General features: G+C 70.9%; 22 protein-coding genes. 12 read left to right on the top strand and 10 right to left on the bottom strand.

Translation table 11 applies throughout. From position 1 onward, the window contains the following. The 4 genes from G3I40_RS42365 to G3I40_RS42350 form a co-directional block, all read right to left on the bottom strand. Positions 1-504, bottom strand: a 504-nt coding sequence (locus tag G3I40_RS42365; protein ID WP_164560107.1) for an FAD-dependent oxidoreductase, incomplete at its 3' end; no start/stop codon positions are given. An 80-nt stretch (positions 505-584) separates the two neighbouring features. After that, a complete protein-coding gene (locus G3I40_RS42360; RefSeq protein ID WP_239092273.1) occupies positions 585-1,526 on the bottom strand; it encodes an ABC transporter substrate-binding protein in 942 nt (313 codons plus the stop codon). 5 nt (positions 1,527-1,531) lie between these two features. Next, positions 1,532-2,206, bottom strand: a complete 675-nt coding sequence (locus tag G3I40_RS42355; protein ID WP_164560105.1) for an ABC transporter permease subunit — start codon at positions 2,204-2,206, stop codon at positions 1,532-1,534. After that, on the bottom strand, positions 2,203-2,886 hold the full coding sequence (locus tag G3I40_RS42350; RefSeq protein WP_164560110.1) for an ABC transporter permease: 684 nt from the start codon (positions 2,884-2,886) through the stop codon (positions 2,203-2,205). Before G3I40_RS42350 ends, G3I40_RS42355 begins: the two co-directional genes overlap by 4 nt. 163 nt (positions 2,887-3,049) lie before the next feature. Here G3I40_RS42350 and G3I40_RS42345 point away from each other — a divergent pair, with 163 nt between their 5' ends. Next, positions 3,050-4,015, top strand: coding sequence for a pirin family protein (locus G3I40_RS42345; protein WP_164560104.1), 966 nt, complete (start codon positions 3,050-3,052; stop codon positions 4,013-4,015). Positions 4,016-4,143: 128 nt separating this feature from the next. Further along, positions 4,144-6,312 (top strand): SUKH-4 family immunity protein, encoded by a 2,169-nt coding sequence (locus G3I40_RS48215; protein ID WP_164560103.1) that lies wholly within the window; start codon positions 4,144-4,146, stop codon positions 6,310-6,312. Between the two features lie 284 nt (positions 6,313-6,596). Here the strand turns inward: G3I40_RS48215 and G3I40_RS42335 are convergent, their stop codons facing one another. The 5 genes from G3I40_RS42335 to G3I40_RS42315 form a co-directional block, all read right to left on the bottom strand. Next, the gene (locus G3I40_RS42335; protein ID WP_164560102.1) at positions 6,597-9,413 is read right to left on the bottom strand and encodes a molybdopterin-dependent oxidoreductase; all 2,817 of its coding nucleotides are present in this window, start codon (positions 9,411-9,413) and stop codon (positions 6,597-6,599) included. Further along, positions 9,410-10,234: an FAD binding domain-containing protein gene (locus G3I40_RS42330; protein WP_164560101.1), complete on the bottom strand. Its 825-nt coding sequence runs from the start codon at positions 10,232-10,234 to the stop codon at positions 9,410-9,412. The genes G3I40_RS42335 and G3I40_RS42330 overlap by 4 nt, the downstream gene beginning before the upstream one ends. 308 nt (positions 10,235-10,542) lie before the next feature. Then, a complete protein-coding gene (locus tag G3I40_RS42325; RefSeq protein WP_164560100.1) occupies positions 10,543-11,598 on the bottom strand; it encodes an ABC transporter substrate-binding protein in 1,056 nt (351 codons plus the stop codon). Positions 11,599-11,647: 49 nt separating this feature from the next. After that, positions 11,648-12,514, bottom strand: a complete 867-nt coding sequence (locus tag G3I40_RS42320; protein ID WP_164560099.1) for an ABC transporter permease — start codon at positions 12,512-12,514, stop codon at positions 11,648-11,650. Further along, positions 12,504-13,319, bottom strand: coding sequence for an ABC transporter ATP-binding protein (locus G3I40_RS42315; RefSeq protein ID WP_164560098.1), 816 nt, complete (start codon positions 13,317-13,319; stop codon positions 12,504-12,506). Before G3I40_RS42315 ends, G3I40_RS42320 begins: the two co-directional genes overlap by 11 nt. A gap of 215 nt (positions 13,320-13,534) precedes the next feature. Between G3I40_RS42315 and G3I40_RS42310 the strand changes: the two genes are divergently transcribed. From G3I40_RS42310 to G3I40_RS42290, 5 genes are all read left to right on the top strand, one after another. After that, on the top strand, positions 13,535-15,178 hold the full coding sequence (locus tag G3I40_RS42310) for a sensor histidine kinase (protein WP_164560097.1): 1,644 nt from the start codon (positions 13,535-13,537) through the stop codon (positions 15,176-15,178). Continuing rightward, positions 15,175-15,882: a response regulator gene (locus tag G3I40_RS42305; RefSeq protein ID WP_164560096.1), complete on the top strand. Its 708-nt coding sequence runs from the start codon at positions 15,175-15,177 to the stop codon at positions 15,880-15,882. The genes G3I40_RS42310 and G3I40_RS42305 overlap by 4 nt, the downstream gene beginning before the upstream one ends. A 130-nt stretch (positions 15,883-16,012) precedes the next feature. Then, positions 16,013-17,062: an iron-siderophore ABC transporter substrate-binding protein gene (locus G3I40_RS42300; protein WP_164560095.1), complete on the top strand. Its 1,050-nt coding sequence runs from the start codon at positions 16,013-16,015 to the stop codon at positions 17,060-17,062. A gap of 79 nt (positions 17,063-17,141) precedes the next feature. Continuing rightward, positions 17,142-18,125, top strand: a complete 984-nt coding sequence (locus G3I40_RS42295) for an iron ABC transporter permease (RefSeq protein ID WP_343245202.1) — start codon at positions 17,142-17,144, stop codon at positions 18,123-18,125. Further along, the gene (locus G3I40_RS42290; RefSeq protein ID WP_164560094.1) at positions 18,122-19,186 is read left to right on the top strand and encodes an iron chelate uptake ABC transporter family permease subunit; all 1,065 of its coding nucleotides are present in this window, start codon (positions 18,122-18,124) and stop codon (positions 19,184-19,186) included. Before G3I40_RS42295 ends, G3I40_RS42290 begins: the two co-directional genes overlap by 4 nt. A 252-nt stretch (positions 19,187-19,438) precedes the next feature. Here G3I40_RS42290 and G3I40_RS42285 read toward each other — a convergent pair whose 3' ends face one another. Next, on the bottom strand, positions 19,439-20,476 hold the full coding sequence (locus G3I40_RS42285) for an iron-siderophore ABC transporter substrate-binding protein (RefSeq protein WP_164560093.1): 1,038 nt from the start codon (positions 20,474-20,476) through the stop codon (positions 19,439-19,441). 197 nt (positions 20,477-20,673) lie between these two features. Between G3I40_RS42285 and G3I40_RS42280 the strand changes: the two genes are divergently transcribed. From G3I40_RS42280 to G3I40_RS42260, 5 genes are all read left to right on the top strand, one after another. Further along, positions 20,674-21,177: a hypothetical protein gene (locus G3I40_RS42280; RefSeq protein ID WP_164560092.1), complete on the top strand. Its 504-nt coding sequence runs from the start codon at positions 20,674-20,676 to the stop codon at positions 21,175-21,177. 171 nt (positions 21,178-21,348) lie between these two features. Continuing rightward, on the top strand, positions 21,349-22,224 hold the full coding sequence (locus G3I40_RS42275; RefSeq protein ID WP_164560091.1) for an AraC family transcriptional regulator: 876 nt from the start codon (positions 21,349-21,351) through the stop codon (positions 22,222-22,224). Positions 22,225-22,390: 166 nt separating this feature from the next. After that, positions 22,391-23,254, top strand: a complete 864-nt coding sequence (locus G3I40_RS42270; protein ID WP_164560090.1) for an ABC transporter ATP-binding protein — start codon at positions 22,391-22,393, stop codon at positions 23,252-23,254. Between the two features lie 58 nt (positions 23,255-23,312). Continuing rightward, on the top strand, positions 23,313-24,377 hold the full coding sequence (locus G3I40_RS42265; protein ID WP_164560089.1) for an iron-siderophore ABC transporter substrate-binding protein: 1,065 nt from the start codon (positions 23,313-23,315) through the stop codon (positions 24,375-24,377). Between the two features lie 35 nt (positions 24,378-24,412). After that, the coding region (locus G3I40_RS42260; RefSeq protein ID WP_164560108.1) for an iron chelate uptake ABC transporter family permease subunit at positions 24,413-25,242 on the top strand (830 nt) is incomplete at its 3' end.

The raw sequence follows: 25,242 nt of genomic DNA, 5'->3' as shown, positions 1-25,242 counted from the left end.
CGTCTCGACGCGGCCGTGGCGCACGGCGGCGTCGAGCAGGGCGTGCACGAAGCGCGGCGCGTCGAACCAGGCGGCGCCGTCGTGCACCGCGACCTCTTCGGCGCGACAGGCCGCGGGGTCCACAGCAGGGGCCAGTTCCCGCAGCACGGACGGCCCGGCGAGCCGGCAGTCCTGGCCCCAGTCCCTGGCCCGCGCCGTGCGTGCGCGCAGTGCCCGTCCCGCCTCGTCCGTGTCGGCCCACTGCAGCAGCGGTACGGGGTGTCGCCAGGCCGGCCCGGCGAGCTCGTCGGACAGCAGACGGTGCTCGTCGGAGCCCTGCCGGTTCAGCCGGTAGTACGCGTACGGGGTCTTCAGGTGCGTCACGTCGGCGGAGAACGTGGCGCCGGACGTGCCGCCCGCGGGGCGCGACTCCTCCACGAGAACGGTCCGCACACCGGCGCGGGCGAGGTGGTAGCTGACGCAGGCGCCGAGCACGCCCGCACCGACGACGACGGCTGAGGTCATGGGCGGTCCTGGAGGGGAGGAACGGGAAGGAGGCGTTTCAGGTTCCCTCGAACCGCCCCGGCACACCCGCCCGCACCGGCCTACTTCAACAGTCCCTTGCTCTCCAGGTAGCTGCGCGCGACGTCCTCGGGCAGCCGTCGCCAGCTGTCGACCTGCTGGTTGAGGGAGGCCAGGTCGTCGGTCGTGAGCACGGAGTTGAGGGCGCCGAGCGCCTCGGCGACCCGCTCGCTGCCCGCCCGCGACCGGTTCACGACGGGCACGATGTAGTCGGCGTTCTGCAGGTGCTTGTCGTCGTCGAGGAGCACGAGCCCGAAGTCGGACAGGGTCGCGTCGGTGGAGGTGGTCAGCACCATCTGGTCCTGCCCGTTCTGCACGGCCTGCTTGGACTGCGTGGTGCCGACGCCCTTGGGGTCGACGCCGGTGATGTCGATCCCGTAGACCTTCTTCAACCCCGGTTCGCAGTAGGGGCGCTGGACGCACTCGTCACCGGCGGCGAGGCGCACCTTCAGTCCCGAGGCTCCCAGGTCGCTGAGCGTCTTGAGCCGGTGCTGCTTCGCGTACGACGCGGAGACCGCGAAGGCGTTCTGGTCGACGGCCTTGCCGGGGTCGAGGACCACCAGGCCGCGGGGGCGGGCGAGGTCCCGCAGGGCCTTCACGGTGGCGTCCAGGTCGGGGGAGCCGACGGGCGCCGCGTCGGCCCCGTTGGTCTTGGCGTTGAGCCAGTCGGCGAAGGTGGCCGCGTACTCGGGGACGACGTCGATCTGCCCGGACTCCAGGGCGGGTTCGTAGAGCTCGCGGTTGGCGACGGACAGGATCTCGGTCCCGTATCCGGCGTTCTTCAGCAGCAGTACGTACATGTTGGCGAGCAGATCGCTCTCGGTGAACCCGGCGGACCCGATGACGAGGTGCTTGCTGTCGCCGGGCGGCGCGGTCACCTCGCCCCGGTTCTCCAGGGACGGCCCGCCCGAGCACCCGGCGACGAGCAGCACGAGCCCCAGCAGCGCCACCAGCCTGCGCAGCATTCCGCTCATCCGGCCCTCCCCCGTGCCCAGTTCGGGGCAAGTCGTTCGGCGATCTCGAAGAGGCCCTCCACGAGGAGCGCGAACGCGGCGACCAGCACGGCGCCCGCGACGACCTGCGGCGTACTGGCGAGGTTGAACCCGGCCGTGATGATCCGTCCGAGCCCGCCGCCGCCCGCGAGGGCGGCGATGGTGGCGGTGGCGACGAGCTGCACCGCGGCGATCCGCACCCCGTTCATGATCATCGGCAGCGCGAGCGGCGCCTCCACCCGCAGCAGCATCTGCCGCCCGGTCATGCCCATCCCCCGCGCCGCCCGGACGACTTCCCGGTCGACGCCGCGCATGCCCACGTACGCGTTGGTGAGCAGCGGCGGCACCGCGAACAGGACGAGGGCGACGACGGTGGGCCCTTCCCCGTACTGCCCGAGGGGGGTGAGCAGCAGCAGCACGAGGACGGCGAAGGTGGGCACGGCCCGTCCCACGTTGGAGATGTTGACGGCGAGCGCGCCGCCCTTGCCCAGGTGCCCGAGGACGAGGGCGACGGGCAGGGCGATGAGGCAGCTGAGGGCGAGGCACACCACCGTGAGCACCAGGTGCTGGGTGAGCCGGTGCCAGATGCCGTCGTCGCCGGCCCAGTGCGCCGAGTCGGCGAGCCAGTCCCAGGCGTCGGTGAGGGTCTTCACGTCCGGCTCGCTCTCGTCCAGGGGGTGAGCAGCCGGCCCACGCCCAGCAGCACCAGATCGGCGGCGATGGCGATGACGACGCAGAGCACGGAGGCGGTCAGCACCTGCGCCTTGAAGTAGGTGTTCATCCCGGCGTAGATCAGGTTGCCCAGTCCCCCGTACCCGACGATGGCGCCGACGGTCACCAGGGACACGGCCGACACCGTCGCGATCCGCAGCCCGGCCATCGCGGCGGGCAGCGCGAGGGGCAGCTCGACGGTGAGCAGCAGCCGGATCGGCCCGTATCCCATGCCGCGCGCCGCCTGCCGGGTCTCGTCGGGGACGGCGCGCAGCCCGGCGAGGATGTTGCGCACGAGCAGGGTCAGTGAGTAGAGCACGAGCCCGGCGACGACGAGCGTGGCGGAGAGCCCGTACGCGGGCAGCAGCAGCGAGAACATGGCGAGCGAGGGGATCGTGTACAGCACGGTCGTCAGCGCGAGCACGGGCCCGGCGGCCCATCCCCACCGCCGCGCGACGACGGCGAGCGGCACGGCGATGACGAGCGCGATCGCGACGGCGACCAAGGTGATCTGCAGATGCTGCAGCACCGCATCGGCGAGGATGTGCCGGCGCGTGCTGAGGTACTCGCCGCAGATCCAGTCGTTGCGGGCGAGACAGTCGTCCGGCGGGGTGTCGGACACCGCGGTCACGAGGGGCACTCGTCCATTCCAGTGGCAGGTGCGGCGCACGGCGCGCTGGGGTGACCCGTACGGGCGGCGGACGCGGCGGCCCGCACGCCGTGCGCCGGGGCGACTTCACGCACCGGGCCTGACGGGAGACGGTGGTGGGTCTAGGTTGTCGGGCATGAGCAATCTTGATCGCGAGGCGGTTCCCTCCCTGTGCGGCGGACGGGGATTCGTCGTGGCGGAACCGGTCCGCGAACTCCTCAGCCCGCGCCGCGTGAAGCTGGGCGAGGCCACGGAAGTACGGCGGCTGCTGCCGAACCTGGGCCGTCGCATGGTCGGCGCCTGGGCGTTCGTCGACCACTACGGCCCCGACGACATCGCCGACGAGCCCGGCATGCAGGTGCCGCCGCACCCGCACATGGGCCTGCAGACGGTGAGCTGGCTGCACGACGGCGAGGTGCTGCACCGCGATTCGACGGGCAGCCTCCAGACGATCCGCCCGCGCGAGCTGGGCCTGATGACCTCGGGCCGCGCCATCTCCCACTCCGAGGAGAGTCCCGCGTCCCACGCCCGCTACCTGCACGGCGCGCAGCTGTGGGTGGCACTCCCCGACGCCCACCGCCACACGGAGCCGCACTTCCAGCACCACGCCGCGCTGCCGCAGGTGACGGCCCCCGGTCTGCTCGCCACTGTCGTCCTCGGCACGCTCGACGGGGCGACGTCCCCCGGCACGACGTACTCGCCCCTCGTCGGCGCGGACCTCGCCCTGTCCCGCGGCGCCGACGTCCGTGTCCCCCTGGACCCCGACTTCGAGTACGCGGTCCTGTCGATGTCCGGCGAGTCCCACGTCGACGGCGTCCCGGTCCTGCCCGGCTCGATGCTCTACCTCGGCTGCGGCCGCACCGAGCTCCCCGTCCGGGCGGAGTCGGACGCGTCCCTGATGCTCCTGGGCGGCGAGCCGTTCGAGGAGGAGCTGGTGATGTGGTGGAACTTCATCGGCCGCAACCAGGACGAGATCACGCAGGCGCGCGAGGACTGGATGAGCGGGTCGCGGTTCGGGGAAGTGAAGGGGTACGACGGCGGGCGGCTGGATGCGCCCGAGCTGCCGCCGGTGCCGCTCAAACCCCGGGGTCGGGTGCGCTGATCGGACCGGGCCGCTCCTCCTGCGAAGACACCGGCCCATTACAGTGGCGGGCTCCGGGAACGGTGGCGGGGAGGAGCGGCACGACTGTGGCAGTGGCGGGTGTTCCTGCGGAAGAAGTACCCGATCGCGTGGGCGCCTGGTGGCGTGCGGCCGGGCGGCCGGGCCGTTTCGCCCACGTCGTCGCTCCGGTCGGCGCCGGCACCGAGACCGTCATGCGGCAGGCGCACGAGGCGGTACCGGGGAGCGTTCTCGTCGATGCGGCGGGGCTCACCGCGGAGCAGGTGATGCACAAAGCCCTGGCCGCACTGGGAGTTGACCTGTCACCCGGTGAGCGGGACGACTGGCGGTCCGCGCTCGGTTCGTGGCGTGAGGAGCGGTTGCTGGTCCTCGTCAACACCCATCGCGCCGGGCCCACCCGACGGTCGTACGAGCCGGAGAGGCTGCTGCACAGCACCCTCCCCCTGCTGGCGCGGGGGAAGTTGGCCGTGCTGACCGACACCCGGCCCGAGTTGCTGCCGTCAGGCGCTCCGGCCGATGCCGTCTTCCGCCTGGCTGACCCGGCCGACCCCGTACCCGCTCCTGACCTTCCGGCTGCCCTGCGCGCTCTCGCCCTGGCGGAGCCGCGCATCGTGCCCGTGCCCGTGTGGGCGGAACTCGTCGCCGCCGTGACCGGCGAGACCATGACGGCGGAGGAACTCACCGAGTCGGCTCGGGCGCATGCCGATGTGGTGCTGGTCGGGTCACTCGGGGTCTCGTTCCTCGACGAGACCGTGGCCGAGGTTCTGCGTCGTCAGGTCGACTCCGCGGAACTGATCCGTGTCCATCGGCACATCGTTGCGTGGTTGCTGCGCGCGTCCGCCGGTTTCCGTCATCCGCAAGGGTGGGCCAGGGCCGGCGCCGTCGGGCTGTACGCGGCCGTCGGGCTCGCCATACACGCCGTCCAGGCAGGCACCTACGAGGAACTCCTGCGCGACGGGCGGGCGATGGCGCACCTGCCGCAGACCGCGGTCATGGACTCGGCGCGCAGCCGCAGCTTCGTCATCCCCGGCAACAGTCCCGCCTCCGACGCCCTTCACCTGTGGAACTGGGGAGTTGTTCCGCCCAGTCAGGGCGAGTGGGCCTCCTGGCTGCACCTGATGGCCTGGTCGCGCGGCGACTTCGCCTTCGCGTCGTCCGTTGCTTCGTCCGGTGTCTCGCTTCCCTGGCGTGCGAAGTGGGCCCACTGGCGGCTGCCCGGTGGATTCCACGCGCGTTTCCTCGAAGCGGGCAGGTTCGTCAGGCTGGCGGAAGTGCGCTGGGAGGGGCGGGCGGCCGTTGCCGGGTTGCAACAGCGCGCGGGGGACGGTTCGCCGGAGCCGTACGTCTCCATCCGGGACGTGGAGACGGGTGAGGTCCTCGCCGGTCCCTGGGAGCAGGGAGACCTTCCGGCGGAGCACGGCACGGAGACCTTGCCACCCAAGGCAGCGGCTGCGACGGCGGCCTCATCGGGCGCGCAGGACGGCGAGGGTTCCGGGCGGCTCACTCGCCTCGCCCAGTTGTTCGGTGCGTCCTCGCCTCCTCGGGACAAGCGCGCGTTCCTCCTTCCCTGCGCCCCACTGACCGTGGACGACGTCGTCCTGTTCGGAGGCGACCTGGGACTGATCGCCCTCCAGTCGGCGAACGGCGCGATCCCTTCGGACACCTTCGGCTCCCGCCGACGGCCTCTCTCCTGGGATTACGCGGACGCGGGTCCCAGCACCCCCGTCGATGCCGCGCCTTCCAGCCACAGGGATCTGACCGCGCTGTTCGGCGAGGACGACATTTTCGAGGCCGAACCCGAGGAGTTCCCGGACCGGTTGACCCATCAAAAGACTCGCGATCTGCTCACCGGTTTCGGGCTGCCGGACATGGACGAGGGAGCCATGGCGCTCCTCCCCTACGGAGACGGTGAGATCGAACTCTTCGACGAAGTCGACTGGCCGGACGCTGTCGAACCCGTGGCGGAACGCGGGCCGTTCTTCCAGATCGGCATGTGGATGGGGGGCGGGATCGTCGTCGACGGGCCCACCGGGCGCATCCTGCGCGTGCCGACCGGCACCGACGAGGAGCAGCTGAGCGGGCTGCCCGCAGCGCGGAGTCTGGAGAGCTTCCTCGCCATGGTCGCGCTGTGGGTCACCGGTCTGCGCACCCGGGAGCTCCTGCCTCCGGGCAGCTCCGAGCGGGGGCAGATCACGTACTGGGTCCTGGGGGCGCTGACCGGCGTCGATGCGGCGGGCGGTGCACAACCCGCGTGGTCGTACGTGCTCCACAACGAGTGACACGCCTGCGAGGAGTCATCCGTCTGCGTCGGCGCGCCGGTCGGGTGAAGAGACGTGCGACCAGCCGCCGCAGACCCTCCTGACCGTTGACCTCGTGCGGAGGCCCGGCCAGCTCCGGGTGGGCTGCGCCGGGGACGCGACGGGGCGCCTGGACGCCCGCAGCTACCGCCTGTTCCGCTCAAGCTGGAGAGGGAGCCGGGCGAGTGGTCGCGCGCTGACGTGACCTCGCCCGCCCGGGCCCGGGCCCGGCCGCGCCGCCGCCGTCCGTCACGTCCCGGCCCGTTTCAGGCCGTCGCTCCTCCTGGGCGGCGCGTCACGGGCTCCTCTCCTCGCGCCTTGTGCTGGTCCATCGCCAGCCAGACGCGGTCACGGGTCACCGGCATCTCGGCGAACCGGATGCCGGTGGCGTCGCGCAGTGCGTTGGCGAAGGCGGGCGCCACCGGGTTGAAGGGGCTCTCGCTCATCGACTTGGCACCGAGCGGGCCGATCGCGTCCGTCGTCTCCATGAAGTGGACTTCTGTACGGGGGACATCCGCGTACTGCGGAAGCCGGTAGCGGCGGAAGGCCGCCGTGGTCACCTCGCCGCGTTCGTCGAGCCGTACGGTCTCGAAGAGCGTGGCACCCAGCGCCTGGGCGACACCGCCCTCGACCTGGCCACGGCACTGCAGCGGGTTCATGACCTTGCCGGCGTCGGCGGCGTGGACGCTGCGCAGGATCTTCATCTCGCCCGTGTCCGGGTCGACCGCGATACGGAACCACTGGGCGTTGAAGGCCACCGAGCGCGGGGTGCCGCCCCAATGGCCCTCGGCCGTGAGTTCGTGCTGCGCGCCTGCGGCACGGGCGGCTTCGTGCAGTTCCTTCAGCGTGACGATCCGTCCGGCGCAGTCGAACGACTCCGCGTCCAACGTGCACAGGTGCCGGGCCACACCCGTGTGCCGGGCCGCGAACGTCTGGAGGCGTTCGGCCAGCGCCTGTGCGGCGAGCAGAACCGCCTTGCCGGCCACGACGGTCCCGGCCGAGCCGAAGGCGCCGGTGTCGTGGCGGACCACGTCGGTGTCGGACTGGCGGACGGCGAGTCGGTCGACCGTGGTGTTGAGGGCCCCCGCGGTGATCTGCTTGTGCACGGTGGTGGTGCCGTTGCCGAACTCGGCGGTGCCGACGGCGATGTCGTAGGTTCCGTCGGCGAGGAGGCTGACCGTCGCGTCGGCGTAGTGACCGCCGGGCGGACCGGTGGCGATCATGGCCATGGCCGTGCCCTGGCCGGTGAGCCAGCCCTGCGGCACCTCCTCCTCGCTCCGGTCCTCCGCCATGGCCTTGCGGACGATGCCGAGGCACTGGGCGAGCCCGTACGAGGCGATGTGCAGGTCCTCCTCCTCCCCGATCGGGCTGATCATGGCGTCGCCGGGGCCGATGATGTTCTTCTCCCGGAAGGCGAGCGGGTCCATGCCCAGGCGCCGGGCCAGCTCGTCCATCGCCGACTCGACGGCGAAGGTGACCTGGCCGAGGCCGTATCCCCGGAAGGCGCCCGCGGGCACGCCGTTGGTGTAGACGGAGTACGCGTCGACCTTCTTGTGCGGCGCGCGGTAGACGGCGAAGGATTCGCCGACGCTGTGGAACATGACGGCGGGGCCGTGGTTGCCGTACGCGCCGGTGTTGGAGACCACCCGCATCTGGATCGCGGTCAGCATGCCGTCGCCCCGCGCCCCCAGCTTGATCCCGATCGTGAACGGGTGCCGGGTGGTCGCGCCGTAGAACTGCTCGGCGCGCGTGTACTCGAGCTTGACCGGACGGCGCAGCTTGAGCGCGGCGAGGACGACGATGTCCTCGGTCAGCATCTCCTGCTTGCCGCCGAAGCCGCCGCCCACCCGGCCCGCGACGACCCGGACCTCGTCCTCGGGGAGGTCGTACAGCGCGCACAGGGCGCGGCGGGTCAGGAACGGGGTCTGCGTACTGGAGCGGACGGTGAGCCGTTCGCCGGTGCCGTCCTCCTTCGGTTCGAAGGAGGCGACACACCCATGGGTCTCCAGGCTGGCGTGCTGGACACGCTGGGTGCGGAAGGTGTGCTCGTACACGACGGCGGCTTCGGAGAATCCGTCGTCGACCGAGCCGATCTCGCCGTGCACCTCGCCGGCCACGTTGTTCTCGACGCGGGCGATGCGCACCTGCGGTCCCTTACCGGCGTGGATGACCGGCGCGCCGTCCCGCATGGCGTCCTCGGGGTCGGTGACGTACGGGAGTTGCTCGTAGGTGACCTCGATCCGGCGGCAGCCCTCTTCCGCGGCCTGCTCGCTGTCGGCGACAACGGCGGCGACACGCTGGCCGACGTAGCGGACGGTGTCGTCCAGGACGCGGGTGTCGTCCGGGTCCTCGGTGGGATGCTCGTGCCGGGCGCTGGAGTACAGCGTGTCGGGGGCGTCCTCGTGGGTGAGGACGGCGTGCACGCCGGGGACCCGCAGGGCCGCCGCGGTGTCGATGGCGAGGATGCGGGCGTGCGGGTGCGGGGAGCGCAGCAGCTTCATGTGCAGCAGCCCGGGAACCTCGACGTCGAAGGTGTAGCGGGCGGTGCCGGTCACGACCTGAGGGCCCGCGGGGGCGCCGAGGCTCTTGCCGACGGCCTTTCCGGCGCAGGGGCGTTCGGTGTGCCGCACCCCGCGCACGGCGTCCTCGATGGCGCGGTATCCGGTGCAGCGGCAGATGTTCCCCTTGAAGGCCCTCGGCAGGTCGTCCAGCTTGCCGTCGTCGTGTTCCGTGCCCTGCTCCTGCTCCAGCGCGGCCGTGGTCATCAGGAATCCCGCGGTGCAGAAACCGCATTGGAAACCCTGCGCGTCGAGGAACTTCTGCTGGACCGGGTGGAGTTCGCCGCTCTGTGCGGCGAGCCCTTCCACCGTGGTGACCGCGCGGCCCTGCGCCCGCACCGCCGGGTAGAGGCAGCTGTGCACCGGTTCGCCGTCGACGTGCACGGTGCAGGCACCGCAGTCGCCGGCGTCGCAGCCCTTCTTGACCCCGAACCAGCCGCGTTCGCGCAGATAGGTGCGCAGACACTGGCCGGCCCGCGGCGCGGCGTCGAAGGGCTGGTCGTTGACGTGCATCCGAAAGCTCATCGCACACCGTCCCGGGTGAGTTCCTGGCGTACCTGCTCCGCGAAATGAAGGGCCATGTGCCGACGCCAGCGCGGCAGCCCGTGGATGTCGTCGAACCAATCGGAATCGCCCACGGCCGATTCGATCGCCGCACGCAGTTCGCCTCGGCCCGGTGGCAGCGCGAACCAGAGGCGGAACGGCCGGGTCGTCGCGGCCGTGATCGTCACGGCCAGCGAACCGTCCACCGGATCCAGCGTCCCGATCACCAGGGCGCCCGAGCGCCCGAGGCCGTACAGCGACGCCTGCCGGAATGCCGTACGGCACTCCAGGGAACGGCCCGGGATCGTGACCGAGCGCAGCAGTTCGCCCGGGGCGAGGTCCTTGCGGCCCGCGCCGGTGACGAAGTCCGCGACCTTCACCCGGCGCCTGGAACCGTCCTGCGCCTGGAGCAGGCACACGCCGTCGAGGGCGGCCGTGAGGGAGATCATCGGGCCCGCGGGCAGGCCGTTGCACAGGTTGCCGCCCACGGTGGCCATGTTCCAGATCTTGAACGAGGCGAGAAAGGCACGGCAGCACTGCTCGACGAGCGGCGCCGCGGTCGCGGCCAGTGTCCGGCCGAAGCGGGAGAGCTGCGCGATCGTGCACGTGGCCGCGACCTCCACCGAGCCGTCGGCGTGCGTCCGCAGCGGCTCCCATCCCATCCTGCTCAGATCCACCAATCGCTTGATGTGCGGCTGAGGTTCGGAGAAGAGGTACGTTCCGCCGCCGAGCCAGGCGTCGCCCGGCCGCCAGGGCTCAGGCCGGCGTGCGTCCCGTACGTCGACCACCGTGTTCAGATCCATGTCCCCACCGATGTCGGCCGTTGCTTCCTTCGCCAGTGAAACCGCGCCGGAGGCCGAAAACGACTGGTGCGCAACACGGAAAACGTCCGACCGCGCGAGCACTCCCCTGGTGAATAAACCAAGAGGCGCGCGCTTCCGAGCCCTTGCATTTACGGCAGCGACGCCGGCGCTTGCCTGGTGGATGCGAGAGGGCGGTGACGGACCAGGGCTCGTCCCGGCACCGCGCAGCGAAGCAGGGACTGACCCGACACCACAGCCCTCAACGGCACGGTAGGCGGGAATCGCACCCCCTTCAGGGGGAGAGGATGTCAACTGGCCCTGTCCGTGAACTCCGTGGTGTAGGTCTTCTTCAGGTCGATCGTGGCGTTCTTCAGGTTCGGGTTGAAGGACTTCAGGACGCGCTGGACCGTGGCCGGCCCGTCGGCGGGCATCTTTCCGTCCTTGGTGAACATGGGCAGGGTGCTCTTGATCGCCTGCGCGTAGAGGCCCTCGCCGCCTTGGGCGTAGTCGCTGGGCATCTTCGCCGCGATCTCCTCTGGGCTGTGCGAGGACATCCAGCCGAGGGTGCGGACGAAGGCGTTGGCGAGCTTCTGCACGGTCTCCTTGTGTCCGTTCACCCAGTCCGTGTTCATGTACAGGCTGGAGGAGGGGTAGAGCCCGCCGAGCGCCTTCTGGGAGCCCTCGGGAGTGCGCATGTCGACGAGGACCTTGCCGAGCTTCTTGTCCAGGATCTGGGCGACGGTGGGGTCGGTGGTCATGCCGCCGTCGATCGAGCCCTGCTGCAACGCGGAGATGAAGGTCTGCCCGGCGCCGACGGCTACGTTGGTGAACTTCCCCGTGGCGACGCCGTCGTGGACTCCGAGGTACTTCGTCAGGAAGTCGGTCGAGGAGCCCAGGCCCGTGACGCCGAGCTTCTTCCCGGAGAAGTCCTTGGGCGACCTGAGGCTGCCGGCGGCTTTGTTCGACACGATCTCCACCTCGCCGGGCGTCTGGGCGAGTTGGACGACGGACTCGACCTGCTTGCCCTTGGTCTGGAGGTCGAGCGTGTGGTCGTAGAAGCCGACGACGCCCTGGACGTTCCCGGCGACGAGGGACGTCGTGGCGTCGATGCCGGCCGGCTCGCTGAGGAGCTCGATGTTGAGTCCCTCGTCCTTGAAGTAGCCCAGGCGCTGGGCGAGCATCGCGGGCATGTAGATGACCTTGTCGATGCCTCCCACCATGATCTTGACCTTGGCCCCCTTGCCTCCTCCCCCGCCGTCGGTGGCCTTGGAGGAGACCTCGTCGGCGCAGCCGCTCAGTACCGCCAGGGCGGCCAGTGCGGCGGTCGCGGTGGTGAACTTGGTCATGAAGGTGCGACGGGACATGTACGGCTCCTGAGGGGTGAAGCGGGAAAACGGGGAAACGGGGGCGGGATCAGCGGGCTTCGTTGTCGGCCGGCTTCCAGCGGAAGAGGCGGTTCTCCAGGAAGGTGAGGAGGCCTTCGGCGAGCAGGGCGACGACGGCGAGGATGACCATGGCCGCGTAGACGCCGGCGGCGTTGAACGTGCCCTGGGACGCGGAGACGAGCAGCCCGATGCCCTTGGTGGCGCCGATGTACTCGCCGACGATGGCGCCGATGAGGGCGAAGCCGAAGCTGACGTGGAGGCTCGTGAAGATCCACGACGTGGCGGCCGGAATGACGACCTGGAAGGTGACTTGACGGTCGCGGGCGCCCAGGATGCGGGCGTTGTCGATGAGGCGGCGGTCCACCTCACGGGCGCCCTGGAAGGCGTTGAAGAAGACGGGGAAGAAGACGAGGACGACCGCGGAGGCGACCTTCGACGCCGGTCCCAGGCCGAACCAGATGAGGAAGATCGGGGCCAGGACGATGCGCGGCAGCGCGTTGAGGACCTTGATGTAGGGGCCCATGACGTCGGCGAGGAAGCGGATGCGGCCGAGCGCGATGCCCAGCACGACACCGCCGATGACGCCGATGACCCAGCCGAGCAGGGCTTCGTAGAGCGTGTACCAGATCTGTTCGGCCAAGGACCCCTGCGCGGTGCCGTGCAGTGCCCACTGCTGGATCTGGTCCCAGATCTTCGACGGCATCGAGAAGTTGAACGGGTCGATGACGCCGGCGCGGGAGAACCACTCCCACAGGCCGAGGACGAGGACGAGCACCGCGGCGCGGCTCAGCAGGACGAGGCCGCGGCGTCTGCGTGCGGCACGGGCGCGTTCCGCGGTGCGTCCGGTCTTGGTGACGACGGCGGGGGCTTCCGGCAGCTGCGTGTCAGGCGACATTCTGGGCGCCCCTTTCGCGGGTGATGCGGACCTCTTCGCCCAGGGAGGACCAGATCTCCCGGTAGATCTCGACGAAGCGCGGCTCCAGCCGGATCGACTCCACGCGGCGCGGGCGGGGCAGGTCGATGGTGAAGACCTCCTTGACGGTGGCCGGGCCCGCGGTCATGACGACGACCTTGTCGGCGAGCGCGATGGACTCCTCCAGGTCGTGCGTCACGAAGACCACGCAGGACCCGGTGCCGGCCCACAGCTCCATCAGTTCGTCCGACATCAGGGCGCGCGTCTGCACGTCGAGCGCGGAGAAGGGTTCGTCCATGAGCAGGATGGACGGGTCGTTGACGAACGTGGACGCGAGCGCGACCCGTTTGCGCTGTCCTCCGGACAGCTGGTGCGGGTAGCGGTCCTCGAAGTTGCTCAGCCCCACGCGGGCCAGCCAGTCCTTGGCCCGCTCCTTGGCCTCGGTCTTGGGTACGCCCCGAAAGCGCGGGCCCGCCATGACGTTGGACAGCACGGTGCGCCAGGGGAAGGTGGCGTCCTGCTGGAAGACGAACCCGACCTTCTCGTCGATACCGCGCACCGGCGTGCCGGACAGCATCACCTCGCCCTCGGTCGGTTCCTCGAGGCCGCTGACGAGCGTGAGGGTGGTGGATTTTCCGCAGCCGGTGGGGCCGACGACGGCGACGAACTCCCCCTGCTCCACGGTCAGGTCGAGATCGCGCACGGCGGTGTGCAGCGCACCCGACGGGGTGCGGAACGCCTTGCGGACACCCCTCAGTTCGATGGCCGGGCTGGATTGGCTTGTCATGCCGCGGAACGTTAGGAACGCCGCTCGGCGTGGGGAAGTTTTGGCCCGCAACCGCCGGTTGTGCCCGTTGAAGGCAATTCTGCTCATTGTGCCGACGGTCCGCGGCCCCGCCTGTGCCGGGCCCCTTCCCCGGTCGAAACGACGCCGGTTACTGTGCGTTCACCCCGGCGGAACGTCTGATCGCACGGGCGAGTTCCCCGAAAGCAGGTGTCATCGTGGCCCGCTTGCGCATCGGCTGGCCGAGGCAGGTGTTCGCCCAGGTACTGATCGCACAGTTGCTCATCACCACGGGCGTCCTGCTGCTGTTGACCGGGCTGTTCCTGCAGCCGTTGCGCTCCCAGCTCGACGACCAGGCCGAGCACCAGGCGCTGGCCATCGCGCAGACCACGGCCGCCGACCCGGACATCGTCTCCGGCCTGCTGACGAGCGCCCCCACCCCGGGCGGTCCGGTGCAGCGTCAGGCCGAGCGGACCCGCGAGGCGACGGGCGCGCTCTACGTCGTGGTGCTGGATCCGCGGGGCATCCGCTGGTCGCACACGGACCTGCGGGAGGTCGGCCGGCGCGTGTCGACCGACCCGTCCGTCCCGCTGCACGGGCACGTCATCCTGCAGGTCGACCGGGGCACGCTCGGTACGTCGGCGCGGGCCAAGGTGCCGCTGCGCGACGGCGCCGGCACGGTGATCGGCGCCGTGTCGGTCGGGATCGCCTACTCCGGCGTACAGAACCGGCTGCTGGCGGCGCTACCCGGCTTGTTGCGGTACGCGGGCACGGCCCTCGCCGTCGGAGCCTGTGCCGCCCTGCTGGTGGCACGGACCCTGCGCAAGCGCACGCACGGGGTGTCCGTACGCGACATCACCGCGCTGCTCTCGGAGCGCGAGGCCATGCTGCACGCGGTGCGCGAGGGCGTCATCGCGCTGGACGAGCACGACAGGGTGCGCCTGGTGAACGACGAGGCCGCCCGGCTGCTCGCCCTCGCCGACGACGCGGAGGGACGCGATCTCGACGACGTGCTGCCCGCGGGGCGTTCGCGTGACGTGATCTCCGGTCGGGTGACCGGCCGCGACCTGCTCACCGTCCGCGGGAATCGCGTCCTGATCGCCAACCGCATGCCCACGCAGGACGGCGGTTCCGTCGTCACCCTCAGGGACCGGACCGAGGTCGAACTGCTGGGCAGGGAACTGGACTCCATCAAGGGCCTCCTGGACGCCCTGCGCGCCCAGGACCACGAGCACGCCAACCGGCTGCACACCGTCCTGGGTTACCTGGAACTGGACATGACGGCACGGGCGCGTGACTTCGTCGCCCACCTCACCCGTGCCCGACGCGCGTCCGCCACCGCGGTGTCCGAGCGCATCCGCGTCCCCATGGTGTCCGCGCTCCTGGTCGGCAAGTCGGCCATCGCCTCGGAACGGGGCGTGACGCTGCGCCTGTCCGAGCGGACGCACCTGCCGGGCGGGCTGACCGACGGCCGCGACGTCGTCACGGTGCTCGGCAACCTCATCGACAACGCCCTGGACGCGGTGGGCGGTGGCCGGGTCTGCGGTCCCGACGTCGAGGTCGAGGTGTTCGTCGAGCACGGGACGGTCGTCGTCCGCGTCGCCGACAACGGCCCCGGCGTGCCCGTGGACCTGCGCGACCGCATCTTCCAGGAGGGGTGGACGACCAAGGAGTCCCCCGCTCACCGTGATCGCGGGCTCGGTCTCGCCATGGTCCGCAGCCTCGCCGAGCGGTACGGCGGCACCGCGCGTGTGGCCGCGCGCGCAGGGGGCGGGTCGGTCTTCACGGTCACGTTCCCCGACATCGTCTCGCCGCCGTCGGCCACGGCCCCGCGGACCGTCCTGGCAGGAGACCCGTCATGATCCAAGTCCTGGTGGTCGACGACGACTTCCACGTCGCCGAGATCAACGCGGCATATGTGGACAAGGTGCCCGGTTTCCATGTCCTCGGCCGCGCCCACACGGCTCTCCAGGCCATGCAGTCCCTGGAGAACCAGCGGGTGGACCTGCTGCTCCTCGACCACTACCTCCCCGACCGGACCGGCCTGGACCTGGTGCGCGCCATGCGGCAGCGGGGTCTGCGCAGCGACGTCATCATGGTCACGGCGGCGCAGGACGTGGAGGTGGTCGAGGCAGCCCTGCGGTACGGCGTACTGCACTACCTCGTCAAGCCGTTCACGTTCGACGGGCTCCGCTCCCGCCTGGAGAGCTACGCGGAACTGCGGCGCACCCTGCGTGCCGCGAGCGAGCGGTCCGCCACGGGCCAGCAGCAGATCGACCGGATCTTCGGGGCGGTACGCGCTCCGGCGAGCACGCCCACCGCACAGGCCAAGGGCTGGTCCGCTCCCACGGTCGAGCTGATCTGCCAGGTCATCTCCCGCGCCGACAGCCCGCTTTCGGCACACGAGGTGGCTTCCCGGGCGGGGATCAGCCGCTCAACCGCACAGCGGTACCTGCGCCACCTCCAGGACAAGGGAACGCTCCGGCTGTCCCTGCGCTACGGCGATGCCGGCAGGCCCGAGCACCGGTACGCGCTCGCGGCCGCCCGCCGCTCGCCTCAGCCCTGACCCGCGAACACCTGAATGATCATCGAATTCTTAGGATAGGTTAACCTAACTATTGCCGGTGCGCGCTCGAACCCTCCCGGTGGCGGGCGTGCCAACCGCCGTTCCCGGTTGCCTAGTTGAAGGAATCGCCATGCCTGTTGTGCGCCGCCACATATCGCGACGCCTGTTCGCCGTCTCCGCCGCCACGGCGCTGGTCCTGCTGACCGGGGCCTGCGGAAACAGCGACAAACAGGACGAGTCGACGGGCACCTCGGCCGGCGGCGCCTTCCCGGTCTCCCTCAAGAGCGCCCTCGGCACCGCGACCATCAAGAGCGAACCGAAGCGCGTCGTGACCCTCGGTCAGGGTTCGGCCGAGACCGCCATCGCGCTCGGGCACACCCCGGTGGGCATCGAGGAGTACGCCTGGGGCAGCGACAAGTCCGGCTACCTGCCCTGGATCCACGAGGCGGTGAAGAAGAAGGGCGACGAACTGCCCAAGCAGTTCAAGGGCGGTGAGCAGCTGGACATCGAGGCCATCACCGAGCTGCGCCCCGACGTGATCCTCGCGCCCTGGTCCGGTATCACCGCCAAGCAGTACGACCTCCTCAAGGACATCGCGCCGACGGTCGCCTACCCGGACAAGGCCTGGAGCACCGACTGGGACCAGCAGATCGATCTGATCGCGAAGGCCCTCGGGCAGCCGAAGCAGGCCGACAAGCTCATCGGCACCATCAAGAACCAGCTCGCCGTCGCGGCCAAGAAGCGCCCCGAGTACGCCAAGCACCGGTTCTCGTACATCTACAACTCGGGCCCGGGCACCCTCGGCGTCTTCAGCCCGGACGAGCAGCGTGTCGTCATGGTCAAGTCGCTGGGCCTGAAGGTCGATCCGGTCGTCAAGACGTTCAAGGAGACCGAGGGCACGGACTCGTCGCTCATCGGTCTGGAGAACGCGGACAAGCTCAACAAGAGCGACGTGCTGTTCACCTTCTACTCGGACGCGAAGAACCGCAAGGAGATCGAGGCGCAGCCGCTGTACGCGGCGATGCCCGCGGTGAAGAAGGGCGCGCTGGTGTACAGCGCGGACAACTCGTTCGTGACGGCGTCGTCGATGCTCAACCCGCTGACCGTGCCGTGGAGCATCGAGCGGTACCTGCCGCTCATCGACAAGGCCATCGCGAAGGCCGACAAGGCCGACAAGTAGGCCTGCCGTGACGGACGTGGAGCAGGCGGTCCGCCCGCAACCCGCTGACGCCCGCGGACGCCCCGCCGGGACGCCCCGCATTCCCCTCGCGGTGCTGCTGGGTGTCCTGGTGGCGGCCCTGGTGCTGGCGTGCCTCGCCAGTGTCGCGGTCGGGAGCAAGACGCTGTCGCCGGGCGAGGTCTGGCAGGCCGTCACCGGCGGTGCGGACTCCTCGTACACGACCACGGTGGTGGAGAGCCGCTACCCGCGGACGGTCCTCGCCCTCGTGGTCGGCTGCGGGCTCGCCGTGGCCGGGGCACTGATGCAGGCCGTCACCCGCAACCCGCTGGCCGAACCCGGCCTGCTCGGCGTCAACACCGGGGCGGCGGCCGGCGTGGTCGCCGCCACCGCCTACCTCGGCGCGAGCGGGCAGATGCAGATCCTGCTGTGGTCGCTGCCGGGCGCCCTGCTCACCGGGGTGTTCGTGTACCTCATCGGCATCGTCGGCGGCCGCGTCAGCCCCGTACGTCTCGTACTGGGCGGCGCGGTCCTGACCGCCGTCCTGACCGCGTTCATCCAGGCGGTCACCCTGAGCCGACCGCAGACCTTCGACAACTACCGCTACTGGGTCGTCGGCGCGCTCACCGGCCGCACCTGGAACGCCGTCCTGACGGTCGCCCCGCTGGCCCTGGTCGGCCTCGTCGCCGCGCTGGTGCTGGCGCGCAGCCTGAACGTGGTGGCCCTCGGCGAGGACACCGCCGCCGCCCTCGGCGCGCAGCCCGCGCGGGTGAAGGCGGCCGGGCTCATCACCGCCACGCTGCTCAGCGCCGCCGCGACCGCTGCCGCCGGGCCCATCGCCTTCGTCGGCCTGGCCGTTCCGCATCTGACCAGGATGCTGGTCGGCGTCGACATGCGCCGTCAGATAATGTGCGGCGCGCTGATCGGACCCGTCCTGCTGCTCCTGGCCGACGTGGTCGGGCGGGTCGTGGTCCGACCGCAGGAGCTGATGGTCGGCGTCGTCACCGCGTTCGCCGGAGCGCCCGCACTTCTGATCGCCGTTCGCCGAATGAGGTCCACGTCATGACCAGTGACCTTTCCCTGCGCGGCCGTTCGGGCCCTCGTTGGTACCGGATCAGCGTCGGCCCGTCCGTCCGGCTGCGTGTGCAGGCACGCGTCCTGTGGGTCACCCTCGCCCTCGTCCTGCTGGCGCTCGCCGCGTGCGTGGCCTCGCTGACCGTGGGGCGGCTCGGCATCCCGCTCGCCAACCTCCCCTCGACGCTGAGTGGGCAGGGCGCGAGCATCGACGCGTTCGTCCTCGACCGGCTGCGGGGGCCGCGGCTCGTCGTCGCCCTGGCAGCCGGCGCGGCCTTCGGGCTGTCGGGCGCCCTGTTCCAGTCCGTGACGCGCAACCCGCTGGGCAGCCCCGACATCATCGGCATCGCGCCCGGCGCGGGAGCGGGCGCCGCCCTGGTCGCGCTGCTGTTCCCCTCGGTGCCCGTGGCCTTCGGCGCACTGGGCGGCGCCGTCCTGGCCATGGGCATCGTGTACGTGTCCACGGGCACCGGATTCAAGAGCCCCAGCCGGCTCGTCATCGCGGGCATCGCCGTCACCGCGATGGCCACGGCCTTCATCCAGTACATCGTCTACGCGATCGAACGTGACCAGGCGACCGTGCTCAGCTCCTACCTCAACGGCAGCCTCACCGCCCGCGCATGGAGCGACGCGGCCACGGCCGGTGTCGTGCTGCTGGTGTGCGTCCCGTTCGCGTGGGCGCTGTCGCGGCCGTTGACGGCGAGCGAGATGGGGCAGGACACCGCGGCCTCGCTCGGAGCCGACCCCCGGCGTACGTACACCTGGAGCATCGTCGTCTCCATCGCGCTGTCCGCGGGCGCCGTCACCGCCGCGGGTCCGATCGCCTTCATCGCGCTGACCGCGCCGCAGATCGCCAAGCGCGTCACCCGCGGCACGGGTCCGCACCTCGCGTCGTCCGCGCTGACCGGCGCCCTGCTGCTGGTACTTGCGGACATGGCGGCCCAGAACTCGCCCGTCTTCGAGAAACTGCCGGTCGGCGTGTGGACGATGGCACTCGGCGGGCTGTACCTCGGCCGGCTGCTGTTCGCCGAGTGGCGCCGGGGCATCCTGTAACCGGTCGCGACCGGCCCACGACTCCCGCAAGCCCCCGCACCGGCAGAGCCTGGTCCTGGGTGCCACGTCGGGCCCCGTGCCGCAGCGCGTCGCGGCGCTGCTGTCCCCTGCGACGGATGCACGGCGACTGGTCGCCGGCCGCGCCTGGCGGACCGTGGCAGCCGCCCTGCTGTGCTGCCTGACCGTGTCGGCCGGCAGCGCGCTGCACGCCGTGGTCGATCCGAACCCGCCGCCGGCTCCCCGGAACCCGTCCTACTTCTTCAGCGCCTTGGCGAACTCGGGCACGACCTTGTCCAGGGCGTAGTTCACCGACAGGACGGAATCGGTGGCGAAGGCGTTGGCCGAAGCCGAGTTCAGCTCGAAGACCACGTCGTGGCCGGCCCGGACCGCCGGAACCTTCTTGAACAGCGCGTCGTTGCGGATCGTCGACGCGGAGACGCCGATGGGCTCCATGACCATGAGATCGGCGTCGAGCTTGTTCACGTTCTCGCGGGCCACGCTGATGAAGAAGCTGTCGCCGCCCTGCTTCTCGACCCAGGGGTTGTTCTTGAACCCGAGCCGCTCCAGGAAGTCGACGCGGCCGCTGCCCCGGACGTACGCACCGAAGCCGTCCGAGGTCAGCGAGCCGGACGTGATCGTCTTGCCCTTGAACTCGGGGTTGGCCTTCACCGCTGCGGCGAACTTGGCCTTGGTCTTCTTGATCAGCTCCTGGCCCTTGTCGTGCAGGCCGAGCGCGTCCGCGACCATCTCCGTCTGGTCCTGCCAGTCGGTCAGGTACTGGTCGCCGCCCTTGGGCACACCGACGGTGGGCGCGATCTTGTCGAGCATCTCGTGGCGCTTCTGGTCACCGCTCGACTTGGTGTCGAGGATAAGATCGGGCCGCAGGGACGCGATCTTCTCGTACGACGGCTCGAGCGTGCCGATCTTCTTCGGGCTCTGGTCGTACTTGCCCTTCGCCCAGGGGCCCACGCCGTCCCCTCCGAAGTTGAGCCAGTCGCTGGCCCCCACCGGCTGCACCCCGAGAGCCAGCGCGGTCTCCGCGTCCCCCCAGCCGAGGGCGACCACACGCTTGGGCTGCTTCTTGACGGTGACGTCGCCGAACTTGGTGGCGACCTTGGCGGGGAACGTCCCCTTGGCCACCGTGCCGGAGGCGCCGGAGCCGCTGTCGTCGGAGCCGGAGGAGCAGCCCGCGATCACCAGGGTCGCGGCCGCGGCGAGCGCACCGGCCGCCAGGCGGCGCCGAGGGGAGGAGCCGAGCGACCGGGGAGGGGTATGCGAACGGTTGAACATGAACAAAGGCTAACCTAAGTAAGTGGCGTGTTTTACCGCCCCACCTGGCGCGAACCGCCCGCTCACCTGTACGGATCCCCGCCCGCGCCCTCCTCACGACAGGGCCTCGCCCCGACATCCGGCGCTTCCACCTCCCCGTGGACCGATGCCTGGTCCCTACACTCGACCCGCACGGTTCGCATGGACAGGGAGAGGTCATGGACGACGAGATGCCCGAGGGAGCGATGTCGCGGGCCGAGATCGCGGCATGGGCCGGGGTCGGCCGCAACGTGCTGCCCGGCTGGCCGCTCGGCGAGCCCGTGCCGAATCCGGGCAGGCTCAATGACCGGTGGCCCGTGGAACAGGTGGTGTACGCGGCCCGGGTACGCGGCTTCGCCGACGAAACCGGCCGACCGATCCCGCCCGACGAGCGCGGTAAGCGGCCGGTGCCCTACCCGCACGTGAGCCCGGAGACGGACGTCAAGCGCTACTACCTGCCCGATGTCCTGGCGATCCTGGCCGTCCCGGAGACGACGTTCCGGCACTGGATGAACGTCCGGGAGGTCAAGCCCCGGTTCGCAGGCCCGGAGTACACCGTGCGCGATCAGTCCGACGAACTCGACGGACAGCGCCCGGCGTGGCACGCGGCGACCCTCGCGGACCTGGCCGAACGCAAAGGGCTCCGCCTCGACCTGAACGCCCGCCGCACGCGCCCGTCCTGAGCGGGGCCGGTGGCGGCAGGCACCCCGATCCGGGCCGCCACCAGCGCGGAGGCACTGGCCCGGAGCCGACCGGGACGGCCGCGCTCCGGCCCTCCCGCGGCGCGCTGACCTCGCCTCACCGCGCTCCCCGCCGCCCTCGTCGCGTTCCGGGGCCCCGTTAGACTCGCGCCCATGGTCCGATCGTCCCGTGGTGAGGCGACCCCCGGGATGTGGCGGCGCGAGGCAGGCACCGCGGTGCGCCGGGGAGTGGCACTGCCGCAGGACCCGGCGGCGTCCTTCGCCATCGTCGCCGGATTCCACCGGCCCCGCGTCCCCACGGAGTGGGCACCGCACTCGCACGACTCGCACGAACTCGTCTGGGTACGCGGCGGCACCCTGACGTCCCGGGTGGACGACCGTGTCTTCACGGTGGTCGAGGGGCACGGGCTGTGGATGCCCGCCGGAGTGGTGCACGCCGGCCGGGCGACGGCGGGGGCGAAGTTCCACGACGCCTTCTTCGCCCCCGACCGCACGCCGTTCGCGTTCGGGGAACCGAAGGCGATCGCGATGACTCCGCTGCTCGAATCGCTGCTGACCCATCTGTCGCACACGGATCTGGACGCGGCGGCGAGGGCACGGGCGGAGGCGGTCGTGTTCGACGTACTGCGGCCCTCGGAGCGCCAGTTCGCGCTGCACCTGCCCGGCGACGACCGGATAGACGCCATCGCCGAAGCGCTGCTGGACGATCCCGCCGACGGCCGCTCGCTGGAGGAGTGGGCGCGGCAGCTCGGGACCAGCGACCGCACGATCACCCGCGCGTTCCGTCAGGCGACGGGGGTCACCTTCGCGCAGTGGCGGCAGATGCTGCGTGTCCACCGGGCGCTGATGCTCCTGTCCGAGGGCTTCGACGTGCTGACGGTCTCCGAGGTGCTCGGCTATGCGCAGCCCAGCACCTTCATCGCCGCCTTCCGGCGCATCATGGGGACCACACCGGGCGCGTTCTTCACCGCGGGCGACGACACCCCGGAGGGTGTCCGGAATCCCGTATCGGGTGTCCGGAACTCCTGATTGTCGACCCGGCGAGCGGAATATAACCTTCTCGAAGTTAGGTAACCCTTAGTTGTCGCTCGCCGTGAACGGCGTTGCTCCTGCGTGGAAAAGTTCGCGGGCCTATCGGTGAAGACCGGTCGGAGGGTGCCCCTGCTCCTTGCCCCTGCGACCATGCGGACCCTCGATGTTCACAGCCCCCTTCCGGCACACCGGCCGCCCGGTGGACACCCCCGCCGCGCCGCCGTCCGGCCTCAACGGGCGCGACCTGGTGCTGCGGTACGACGGCACGCCGGTCGTCCGCGGCGTCTCGCTCACCCTGGCCCCCGGCCGCGCGACCGCCCTGGTGGGACCGAACGGCAGCGGGAAGTCCACGCTGCTGCGCGCCCTGTCCCGACTGCACACGGTGGACGGCGGCCGGGTCACCCTCGACGCCCCCGAAGGGCAGCCCGAACGCGACGCCGCACTGCTCAGCCCCCGTCAGTTCGCCCGCGAGGTCACGCTGTTCTCCCAGTCGAGGCCGGCGCCGCAGGGGCTGACGGTCACGGAGGTCGTGGCGTTCGGACGCCATCCCTACCGGCGCGGCTTCGCCGGGCCGACCGCGAAGGACCGGGCCGCCGTCGAGCGCGCCATGGGCGTCACCGGCGTACGGGACATGGCCGACAGGCCGGTCGGGGAACTCTCCGGCGGCGAGATGCAACGCGTCTGGCTCGCGGCCTGCCTGGCCCAGGAGACCGGCGTCGTGCTGCTGGACGAACCGACCAACCACCTGGACCTGCGCTACCAGTTCGAGACGCTCGACCTCGTCCGTGACCTGGTCGAGGACCACGGCATCGCGGTCGGGATCGTGCTGCACGACCTCGACCAGGCATCGCGCGTCGCGGACACGCTGGTCCTGATGCGCTCCGGCCGCGTGCACGCGATGGGCGCACCCGTCGGCGTCCTCACCGCCGAGAACATCGGCGAGGTCTACGACATCCGCGTCGAGGTCGCCGTCGACCCCCGTACCGGCCGTCTGCGCATCGACCCGCTCGGGCGACGCCTCGCCTGAAGCGGCGACCCCCGTCTTTTCCCGCACAGCTGATGAACCCTCAGAAAGAAGACATTTCATGAATCGTGCCCACCGTCTGGCGGCGTCCGCCACCACCGGGCTCGCCCTCCTCGCCGCGTCGGCCTGCGGTACGACCGACGTCGACAAGGCGACCGCGGACGGCACCGCCGCCGCGAAGCCCGCGTCGAAGAGCTGCGCCGGGGACTCCACGCCCACCTCCACGAAGCCGGTCTCCTTCAAGGACGGCGTCGGCCGGCAGGTGAAGCTCGACAAGCCCGCACGGCGGATCGCGGTACTGGAATGGCAGCAGGTCGAGGACGCGCTGACCCTCTGCGTCACCCCCACCGCGGTCTCCGACGCGAAGGGCTACCGCACGTGGGTCAGCGCGGAGAAGCTGCCCGCCGCGGTGACGGACATCGGCACCCGCGAGGAGCCCGACCTCGACACGCTCTACGCGGCGAAGCCCGACCTCATCGTGGTGGAGGCGTTCGACGCCAAGGACGAGACGCTCAAGAAGCTGGAGAAGCGCGGCGTCCCCGTGATGGCCACGCGGGGCGCGAACCCGAAGGACCCGATCGGGAACATGCGCGAGGTGTTCCGCATGATCGGCCAGGCCACGGGGCGCACCGAGCGTGCCGACCAGGTGCTCGAGGAGTTCGACAAGCACCTGGCGACGGCGAAGCAGAAGGTCGCCGACGCCGAACTGCCGACCAAGGACTTCCTGTTCTTCGACGGATGGCTCGAAGGCGGCAACCTCACCGTCCGCCCCTACAGCGACGGCGCGCTGTTCACCGAGATAGGCAAGGAGCTCGGCATGAAGCCCGCGTGGACCTCCGACGTCAACAAGAAGCACGGCGACGGGGGCGTCGACCCCGCCTACGGCCTCGCGCAGACCGACGTCGAGGGGCTCACCGCGGTCGGCGACGCCAATCTCTTCTACGCGAACGACGACGGAGCCGGCGGATACGTCGCCGCGCTGAAGAAGAACCCGATCTGGAAGACCATCCCGGCGGTGAAGGAAGGCCGCGCCCACGCGTTCCCGGCACGCGTGTGGGGCGCCGGCGGCCCCCGCTCCAACGAGCAGGCGATCGACGCCTACGTCGACGTACTCGACAAGAAGTGAACACCGCACCAGAAGTGAAGACACCACAGATGTCGATGCCCGCACAGGGGTCGCTGCCGCGTGCCGCGCGCGGTGGCGGCCCCGCCGGGGTGGCCGTGCTGGCCGCCCTCCTCGTCGCGACCGTGCTGGTCGGCCTGTGGCACCTGACGCAGGGGACGTCGGGTGTCGACGCCGCCGACCTGGTGCGCTACCTCACCGGCGACGGAGCGGACACCGAGGGGGCGCCGGTCGGCGAGATCTTCACCGGCTCGCGCCTGCCACGCCTGCTCGCGGGGGTGGCGGTCGGGTTCGCCCTCGGCTCCGCGGGGGCGCTGCTCCAGTCCGTCACGCGCAACGCGCTCGCCTCCCCCGACACCCTCGCGGTCACGGCCGGGTCCTACTTCACGCTCACGCTCGTCGCGGCCTTCGGCCTCAGCGTCCCGCTGTGGGCGTCGGGTGCGGTCGCCTTCGCCGGCGGGCTGGCGGCCGCCGCGCTCGTGCTGCTCCTCGCGGGGCGGGCCGCCGGTACCGCGGGCACCCGGCTCATCCTGGCCGGATCGGCGACGGCGATGGCCCTGGACGCGGCGACCGGGATGTTCCTCATCCTGTTCAAGCAGAACACGACCGGTCTCTTCGCCTGGGGCAGCGGTTCGCTCGCGCAGTTGAACATCGACGCGTCGCTGCGGGCCTTCCCCCTCGTCGCCCTCGTGCTGTGCGTCGCTCTGGCCCTGTCCCGGCGCCTGGACGTAATGCACCTCGGCGACGACGCCGCGTCCACGCTCGGCGTGCCGATCCGCTCCACCCGCGTGACCGCGGTGCTCTGCGCGGTGGTGCTGACCAGCACGGCGGTGACGCTCGCGGGCCCCATCTCCTTCGTCGGCCTCGG

It is taken from the genome of Streptomyces sp. SID14478 (assembly GCF_010548525.1).
Lineage (GTDB): Bacteria > Actinomycetota > Actinomycetes > Streptomycetales > Streptomycetaceae > Streptomyces.
This window is presented reverse-complemented; position numbering and strand designations above follow the sequence as displayed.